Raw genomic sequence first — 8,567 nt, forward strand, 5'->3', positions numbered from 1 at the left:
AGGCCTTGTACTTAGCTAAGTTAGCCATCTAGTTATAGATATAGTCTGGTTGCTGATCCAACATGCGATAATCGTCTTGGATCTGTTCAGCAATTTCAAGTTTGCGATACAAGGTGAGAGTCAGGCGCTCGACTTCACGTTCGCTAAGGTTTAGTATTCTTGCGATCTTATGATTCTCTTTTCCTTCTGATACATATTGTAGCAGGCGGGTTTCTGTAGCATCAAGATCGTAATGATCAATTAGGTTCTCTAAGTAGGCCTCTTCTTCTGAATCCACCAAGGCAATACCGCGTGATAACGATTCAATACGCTTTAAGTAAATGCGCATCTCTGTGCTCATGAGTTCTTTCTCTTCTTTGATCGAGCGCATTCTGTACATAATGGCATAGCTTAAAACCAACATTTCAAAGACACTACCGATCTTAAGGTGTACCGCCTGAATGTTTAGGAAGTTCAAACCAAAAGATTTCAACAGGTAGAAATCCGTCGCCATTAGGAAAAGTAAGCTGTAGGAAACCACAAAGATTCGGGCATATAATCCTGCGTTCCACAAGCGAATTCCGGTTACTAAATAGGTAAGTGCTACTGCAAAAAGCATGATTTGACCCACGGTAGCGTAACTGTATTCGCCAAAGCCCCAATACAATCCAAAGGAGAGTCCAGCAATACCAAGCAGGGCCATTGTGAACAATTTGAGTTTTGGGAAATGCTGAGAACTGCGTAAAAACTGGCAAGCAAAAGCCGCACCCATGAGTCCAACGCTCAATTGAAGGATAGGCTCTAAATATAAGTTGATAAAGTTTCCGGTGATTCCAAATAGGTTGAATAGCCCGTCAGTAAAGGCATAAGCCAAACCAACGGTAACCAAAAATCCGGCGTACTTTAGGAATACTTTTTCATCAAAAAGGACAAAACACATCAGGTTGATCAAAACTACCATGATCGCAAAACCGTAGTACAATCCTAATTGGAATAGGGTCTTTTGGGTTTCTGCGTCGTACACAGCTTCAGAAGTAAGTTCCATAGGAACTTGTGCTTCCTGATGCAACTTCACTTTTAAGAATAGGGGATAGTTGGTAGCTTCACTTAATTTATAGGTTGTGAAGCGCGTAAATCCTTCTTGACCAATGTTCAATCCGCGGCTGTTGTAAAGCGTTGCATCATAAACATGGGGACTTGGAAGGGTCAATACCTGATTGTGGGTGTTGGATCCGAAGATCTTAAACCAATACGTTCCATTGTTCAATCCAAAGTTCTCTAAGCCGTATGGGGAATAGTCGGCAACGGAGGCAGACTTAAAGTCTAGCTTCTCTGGAGAATCCTGCATATAGCGCACCTGCTGTTGACCAAGGGCATTGAAGGTCAGGCAAAGCAGGAGGCCTAAAATAAAGCTCCTGTACATAAGTATATCAATCAATTTGGGACTCGAAAGATATAAAAATCCTTCGTTGACCGATAAAATTATGCACTTAATCGATAAAAAATGTCAAAAAAAGTGTAAAAGGATGTATTTTCCTACAAATGGTTTTAATAATCCTACATGTTAGTGTCCAACCATGTCTTCTGGACGTACCCAAGCATCAAATTCATCTGCTGTGAGGTAGCCCAATCGGACGGCTTCTTCTTTTAAAGTAGTTCCGTTGGCGTGAGCAGCTCCTGCAATCTCCGCAGCTTTGTAGTATCCGATCTTAGTATTAAGAGCCGTTACAAGCATTAAGGAATTGTTGAGCATCTTATCAATTACCTGACGGTTGGGCTCAATGCCACGCGCACAATTCAAGTCAAAGGAAACACATGCATCTCCGATCAACTGAGCAGACTCCAGTATGTTAGCTGCCATAACGGGTTTAAAAACATTAAGCTCGTAATGTCCCTGCATCCCGCCAACAGCAATGGCCACATCATTACCCATTACTTGTGCACAGACCATGGTCAAAGCTTCACATTGAGTAGGATTTACTTTTCCAGGCATGATAGAGGATCCCGGCTCATTAGCTGGAATGGTGATCTCTCCAATACCGGAACGCGGTCCACTGGCCAACAATCGGATATCATTTGCGATCTTATTTAAAGACACCGCCAACTGTTTTAAAGCCCCGTGGGTCTCCACTACAGCATCATGAGCGGCAAGCGCCTCAAATTTATTTTGAGCACTCACCAAAGGAAGCTGAGTGAATTCTGCAATATATTCCGCTACGCGTTTTGCATAACCTTTTGGTGTATTGATCCCTGTACCTACGGCAGTTCCTCCCAAAGCCAGTTCACTCAAATGATCTAGAGTGTTCTTCAAGGCTGCAATTCCATGGTCTAGTTGCGAAACATAACCGCTAAACTCCTGTCCAAGGGTAAGCGGAGTAGCATCCATTAAGTGGGTTCTACCAATTTTAACTACGTCTTTAAAGGCTTCGGATTTATCACGTAATGTATCGCGCAATTGCTCTACGCCGGGAATTGTAGTTTCCACCACCTTTTTATAGGCAGCAATGTGCATTCCAGTAGGAAAGGTGTCGTTAGAGGATTGAGATTTATTTACATCATCATTGGGTTGCAAGGTTTTCTCACCTTCACCAATGGTTTTTCCTGCCAATTGATGCGCACGGTTGGCGATCACTTCATTGACATTCATATTACTTTGGGTACCGCTACCGGTCTGCCAAATAACCAGTGGGAACTGATCATCGTGCATTCCTTCTAGAATTTCGTCGCAAACAGCACCGATCAAATCGCGCTTTTCCACAGCTAAAACACCCAGTTCACAGTTAGTGTAAGCAGCAGCTTTCTTTAAATAAGCGAAGCCGTAAACAATCTCCAAAGGCATGGAAGCAGGTCTTCCAATTTTAAAGTTGTTTCTAGAGCGCTCTGTTTGTGCACCCCAAAGTTTGTCTGCAGGTACTTTAACTTCTCCTAAAGTGTCTTTCTCTATGCGGTAATCCATGGTTGTAATTTTATCCTTGCAAAGGTAAATATTGAGCCGCAAAAGTGCAGCTTGAGGGAGGGATAATTTTTTTTATCACAGGCTAATAATTTTTTAGATTTTCATTTATCTTTGCAGCATACTAAAAAATAGTTACCCATGTTCGAATTTGACCAATACTTAGGATTTTTAGCATTCTTAACCATCTTGACCATCGGTTTTTGGTTGATGATCTTTTTGATCAGCATTATTCCTTACTGGATTGGAGGAGCATTAATGGAGAAAATGAAAATGAAGCGCGACGCTAAAAAAGCGCAGCAATAAAGCATTCATTTATAGATAAAAAGAAAAGAGCGGTCATTTGACCGCTCTTTTTTTATGCCCTATGGACGTCCTTGGAATTCAAAGTCGTCATCTCCGCCACCTTGTCTGCCGCGCTGTTGGCGTCTTTTCTGTTGATTGAATCTATAGGTGAATGACATGGTGAATTGTCTTTCTCTCCATTGAAATTCACCTTCTTGGGTAAAGGTTGGGGTATTGGTTTCACTAATACGCTTGCGGCTGTTGAACAGGTCGCGTACGTTAAATCCTAGTGTTGCGTTGTCATTGAAAAGGTCTTTTGCGAACGCCAAGTCAATTGATAAGATGCCTTTATTCTTCGTCTGAGCATCTTCACGCGGTCCACGATAAAAGGCATTGGTCTGCCAATCGATCTTTGCAGGTAAAGTAACTTTGGAAGAAAAGCGCGCAAACCAGCTGGTGTTGTCCGCACTAAAGTCTGTACCGTTAAAGCCACCTTCTGTCACAAATCGGAAGAAGTTAAAACTACCGTTGAAACGCAGCCATTTGGTTGGGTTGTAAAGCACACCTGCTTCTGCACCAAAGCGCTCATTGGTTGCTAAGTTGATAGGAATGGTACGTACAACCGGTACACCGTTTGGAGTCACATCGCCTGTATTTTCTCTGATGAACTGAAAAGCATCGGTTTCATATTGATAGTATACAGAACTAGTCAAAGTCAGTTTTTCCCAACGTTTCAAATACCCAAGATCAAAAGCAGAGGCAAAGGCAGGATTCAAACCTGGGTTCCCTTGAAAAATATTGGCCTCACTGGAACGAGAAGGGAAGGGGTTTACAAAGAATCCACGTGGTCTATTGATTCTTCTGTTATATCCAAAGGTGATGTTCTCACTTTCACCCAATTCATAAATCAGGTTTACTGTAGGGAAGAGCCCATCAAAGGTCTCATCAAAATCCACATCAAAATCATCACCAACGGTTGGGTCAAAGTCTGATACAGCTCCTTGCTGACGCGTAGATTCATAGCGCAATCCTAAAAGGAAAGAGAACTTCCCGAACTTATTTCCGTATTGTGTGTAGATAGCATTGACATCTTGTTGGAAGGTAAATACGTTAGAAAGGTTTCCGTTACGCTCAAAAACTCCACTAGTGCCTACTTCTTCTAAAACTTGAAAATCAGTAACTGTTTCTCTAAACTGACCACGGTACCCAGCTTCAAACTGTGCATTCTCACCAATAGGCAATACATAATCCGCTTGGATCAAATAGTTGTCACGAGATTCATCCGTAGTGATGTCTTCCGCAGGCAAGGTCTCAGCCACTGGAAAAGCAGCACGCTCCTCAATGAAGTTGGACTCTTCTTCATTACGGGTGTCGTATTGCAGATCAATAGCTAGGTTATGGCCTTCATCATTGAAGTTGTTGGTATAGTTCAAAGCTGCTTGGTAGCTATCGCCCACCTCATTTTCATTTTCAATACGAACGGTCTGCTCTGCCAGAGCATTGGAGGTGTCAAATTCATCCGTAAAGTTTCCGGTTCTGTCATCGTCATTACCGGTGCGGTAAAAACCAGAGGCAGTAATGGTTGAACGATCCGTTAAGTTATAAGTAATCCCGAGGTTGGTGGTAATTCCTCTACGGATGCGATCAATGTCGCGATCTTCAATTACGGTAGGGTTTTCAATGCCGTCAATATTAAAGTCGTTTCTAAAAAAACCATTTCCAGGCGATTCTTGGTAACGTACTGACGTAGTATTGAAAATGTTGAATTTCTTTTGACGGTAATTGATGTTACCGGTAAGACTTGCTCCCCAAGGGAAACCTACGTTAGAAATAATGGATCCGTTAAATCCTAAGTTCTTATCCTTTTTAAGCACAATATTAATGATCCCTGCAGATCCTTCGGCATCATAACGTGCAGAAGGGGAGGTGATCACCTCAACACGCTCAATGGTCTCCGCAGGTAATTGACGCAAAGCATCAGTGTTACCAAAGCCTGCAAGCGCACTTGGGCGTCCGTTGATTAGGATCTGCACGTTGCCATTCCCACGCAGGTTGATAGCTCCGTCCACATCTACTGTTACAGAAGGCACATTATTCAGTGCATCACTTACCGTGGCACCACTGGTGGTAAGGTCTTTTCCAATATTGTAGATCTTCTTATCCAAACGCACCACAACTTCTGTGGTCTCTGCCGTTACCACCACTTCTTCAAGACTGGCAGCATCTAAGGCCATTCGTACAGGAGGAAGTTCTGTTTTTTTATTGACTAAAACATTTTCTTTACGTACCGTCTTGTAAGAAATATAATCGTACTGTACGGTGTAAACGCCTTCAGGTACAGAAATGGAGTATTTCCCATCAATTTCTGTAATTCCCCCAGCGACCAGATCATTGGCGGTATTAAAAAAGGATACTGTTGCAAATTCAAGCGGTTGCCCGGTTTGCTCATCAACAATAGAACCTTTTACGATGTAATTTCTTGCATTGGCTTGTCCAAAAGTGAAGGGGATTACAAACAGAATAAGGGTAAGCGTGGTTAGTGCTTTTAGCTGCATTAGGTAATTTTAGTGCGAAGTTAGACCTATATATGCGGCAGCTTCCCTAAGGTTATGTTAATCTTGTTTAAGGTTTTGCAAAAAAGCTTGGGCAGCTTCTATGGGTCTTCCAACGACTGCTGCCTCCGATGTACTTAAAATAGGACGCTCAATCAGCTTAGGTTCTGCTATCATCGCTTTTACCAAATCCGCTTCAGATAGGTCCTTGCCTTTGTATTCGGATTTCCATACGGCTTCTCCTTTACGGATCAACTCCTGGGCAGGAATATCCAATTTGATTAAAAGAGCCTTCAGTTCATCCGTAGTAAGTGTATCGGTCAAATACAAGCGTATTTCATGTGCGATGCCACTAGATTCCAGCAATTGTAGGGCTTCTCTTGATTTTCTACAACGCGGGTTATGATATATGGTGATCATGGATATAGGGTTTGATTAAGGCTTCAAGTTCTAAGGTATAATCGTGTTGCAAGTCTTCATGCAGCTTTCCAATTTTTTGTTCGATCTGATTGATCTGTCTCCAGAAGATATTAGTCAACACCTTATTTTCAAAGACGGACGGTCTGATTTCAGTTAAACCATAGCAAAAATGCATTAAGAGTTCAACAGCCGTCTCGTCCTTGTTGGAATAGCGAATAAAACGTCGGAGTTCTCTAAGGATCTTGCGCACGCTCTTTTTTATATAATAATGTGATTGGGTATTGATGCTTTCAAAACTGGCATCCATATCGGCTTGCAAGGCCGAGATGTATTGCTCTTCATCTTGAGCGTCAAAGAGCAGATAACTGAGCATTTCCTTATTGTCACGCTTGAAACGACCAAGTTCCAAACACAACTTGATCAAGGCTTCCCGGTCTTGAAGCTGCAACTCCTTCTTTATTTGCGATAAAGGTTGTGGTTTAAGACCCATATAAATTTAGTCTTATTGCGACTTGCCTGAGATGTGACCTGCAACGATCATGGCATCAGTTTCTGCCAAAGAACGGAACACATCAAAGGTCTTGCCTTGTGTACGTTGCGCACCCATAGCGTTTCCGTATTGGGCCGCTTTTACATAAGCCGTATCTTCTTCTAAAAGCCCAAAAGCGATTCCACCGGCAAAAGAATCTCCACATCCGGTAGTATCAACAACGTGATCAACAATTACGGGATCCACGTGTTCTGCGTGAACCTTACCTTCTTTGAGAGAATAAACCATAACACCGCGGGCATCTAAGGTAACATAGAGCGATTTCAAGCCATGGCTGAGGCAATGTGCTGCAAATTCTGGCAATTGAGATTCACTCATGGCGTCGTGTGTAGCGAGCTCACCCAAATCGTACTCGTTTTTAAACCAACTGCAATTCGCCTCTTCCAAATTCATCTTTAACACATCAATATAAGGAAGCCAACGATCGCGATCCACCCAAAACTTGGTCACACGATCTCCGCGATGGGTCAAGGCAGTGGTTGGTCCATGAGCATCAAAGACAATGGTTGCATCACTGTTGTTCTTAATGTATTGCAAGGTCTCTAATGGTACTTCAAAATCGGTTACGGGGACACAGACAAAGACATCACAATCCAGTAATGGCGCTACATCCTCTGGAGTTATTGGCGGCATAAAGGCCGTTTGTTTTTCCTTTCGATTGTTCTGATCCAGAAATTGCAATTGGATCACATCTCCTTGGTCTTGCGCATCAGAGATGTAGTCTGGATTGATGTTGGCGTAAGGGGCTAACACATCCAAAACACCTTGATAATCTGACTTACGGACATGGGTTACAGGATATACAAAACCTTGATCATCCAACAGTCGTGACAAGGCGATCGCGGTATGTGTCGCTGCACCATATTTTTGAATGACCTCACCGTGGTGAGTAACGATATGATCCCGAGGGATGGGTCCTAAAACTGCAATTTTATACATAGCTATAGTTCGTCTGCCGGCTTTTCTTGTCCGGTCATCATTAAATATTCTTTTAAAAATTCGTCCAAAGCGCCATCCAATACGGCATCGGTATTTCCAGTTTCGTAATTGGTCCGTACGTCTTTGATCAATTTATAAGGATGGAGCACATAGTTTCTGATCTGTGAGCCCCATTCTATGGCCTTCTTTTCTGATTCAATCTGATCTCTGGCCGCCTGTCTTTTTCTGAGTTCAATCTCATACAACTGCGACTTGAGCATTTGCATGGCCTTTTCTCTGTTTTCCAGCTGAGAACGTGTTTCACTGTTGTGAATCACAATTCCAGATGGGTGGTGGGTCAAGATGGCCTTGGTTTCAACCTTGTTCACATTTTGACCTCCCGCACCGCTGGATCGTGCAAAGTCCCAACTGATATCCGCAGGATTGATGTCAATCTCTATACTGTCATCTGCCAATGGATACACATAGACAGAAGCGAAGCTCGTATGGCGCTTGGCGTTACTGTCAAAAGGGGAGATGCGCACCAATCGGTGTACACCATTTTCACTTTTGAGCCAGCCAAAGCCATATTCTCCATCAATTTCTAAAGTTACTGTTTTGATCCCAGCTACATCACCCGGTTGAAAATTAAGCTCTTTGACCTTAAAGCCTTTTTTCTCAGCCCACATCAAATACATGCGCATGAGCATTTGGGCCCAGTCGCAACTTTCTGTACCACCGGCACCTGCTGTGATCTGCAAGACTGCGCTCATATCATCGCCCTCATCGCTCATCATATTTCTAAACTCGAGGCTCTCTATGGCTTCTTGTGCTTTCGTAAAAGCAGCATCTACCTGCTCCTGGGTGGCTTCGTCTTCCTTGTAGAATTCTAATAGATCTTCGGCATCAT

At 43.0% G+C, this 8,567-nt stretch carries 8 protein-coding genes; 1 reads left to right on the plus strand and 7 read right to left on the minus strand.

Annotation, left to right across the window (positions count from 1 at the left end):
* Window positions 1-28: 28 nt before the first annotated feature.
* Together HRT75_RS07050 and fumC are read right to left on the minus strand one after the other, a co-directional pair.
* Window positions 29-1,402: a 7TM diverse intracellular signaling domain-containing protein gene (locus HRT75_RS07050; RefSeq protein WP_291184411.1), complete on the minus strand. Its 1,374-nt coding sequence runs from the start codon at window positions 1,400-1,402 to the stop codon at window positions 29-31.
* A gap of 141 nt (window positions 1,403-1,543) precedes the next feature.
* Entirely contained in the window at window positions 1,544-2,935 is a 1,392-nt protein-coding gene (gene fumC, locus HRT75_RS07055) for a class II fumarate hydratase (RefSeq protein WP_291184414.1), read from the minus strand.
* Between the two features lie 138 nt (window positions 2,936-3,073).
* On the opposite strand from fumC, the gene HRT75_RS07060 reads away from it, so the two are divergent.
* Entirely contained in the window at window positions 3,074-3,238 is a 165-nt protein-coding gene (locus tag HRT75_RS07060; RefSeq protein WP_272832364.1) for a hypothetical protein, read from the plus strand.
* 59 nt (window positions 3,239-3,297) lie between these two features.
* Here the strand turns inward: HRT75_RS07060 and HRT75_RS07065 are convergent, their stop codons facing one another.
* The 5 genes from HRT75_RS07065 to prfB all read right to left on the minus strand — a co-directional run.
* Entirely contained in the window at window positions 3,298-5,772 is a 2,475-nt protein-coding gene (locus HRT75_RS07065) for a TonB-dependent receptor (RefSeq protein WP_291184417.1), read from the minus strand.
* A 57-nt stretch (window positions 5,773-5,829) separates the two neighbouring features.
* Window positions 5,830-6,189, minus strand: coding sequence for an arsenate reductase (glutaredoxin) (gene arsC / locus HRT75_RS07070; protein WP_291184420.1), 360 nt, complete (start codon window positions 6,187-6,189; stop codon window positions 5,830-5,832).
* Window positions 6,170-6,679: a hypothetical protein gene (locus tag HRT75_RS07075; protein WP_291184423.1), complete on the minus strand. Its 510-nt coding sequence runs from the start codon at window positions 6,677-6,679 to the stop codon at window positions 6,170-6,172. Before HRT75_RS07075 ends, arsC begins: the two co-directional genes overlap by 20 nt.
* Window positions 6,680-6,691: 12 nt before the next feature.
* Window positions 6,692-7,678 carry a carbohydrate kinase family protein gene (locus tag HRT75_RS07080; RefSeq protein ID WP_291184426.1) on the minus strand — a complete coding sequence of 329 codons (987 nt, stop codon included), beginning with the start codon at window positions 7,676-7,678 and terminating at the stop codon, window positions 6,692-6,694.
* Between the two features lie 2 nt (window positions 7,679-7,680).
* The coding region (gene prfB, locus HRT75_RS07085; protein WP_291184429.1) for a peptide chain release factor 2 at window positions 7,681-8,567 on the minus strand (887 nt) is incomplete at its 5' end.

The sequence above is a fragment of the Gilvibacter sp. genome, assembly GCF_013214815.1.
GTDB lineage: Bacteria > Bacteroidota > Bacteroidia > Flavobacteriales > Flavobacteriaceae > Gilvibacter.

Excerpts from the sequence above, each read along its gene's own strand:
- HRT75_RS07080 (WP_291184426.1), bottom strand. The coding sequence starts at position 7,678 with ATGTATAAAATTGCAGTTTTAGGACCCATCCCTCGGGATCATATCGTT.
- fumC (WP_291184414.1), bottom strand. The coding sequence starts at position 2,935 with ATGGATTACCGCATAGAGAAAGACACTTTAGGAGAAGTTAAAGTACCT.
- HRT75_RS07065 (WP_291184417.1), bottom strand. The coding sequence starts at position 5,772 with ATGCAGCTAAAAGCACTAACCACGCTTACCCTTATTCTGTTTGTAATC.
- arsC (WP_291184420.1), bottom strand. The coding sequence starts at position 6,189 with ATGATCACCATATATCATAACCCGCGTTGTAGAAAATCAAGAGAAGCC.
- HRT75_RS07060 (WP_272832364.1), top strand. The coding sequence starts at position 3,074 with ATGTTCGAATTTGACCAATACTTAGGATTTTTAGCATTCTTAACCATC.
- HRT75_RS07050 (WP_291184411.1), bottom strand. The coding sequence starts at position 1,402 with ATGTACAGGAGCTTTATTTTAGGCCTCCTGCTTTGCCTGACCTTCAAT.
- HRT75_RS07075 (WP_291184423.1), bottom strand. The coding sequence starts at position 6,679 with ATGGGTCTTAAACCACAACCTTTATCGCAAATAAAGAAGGAGTTGCAG.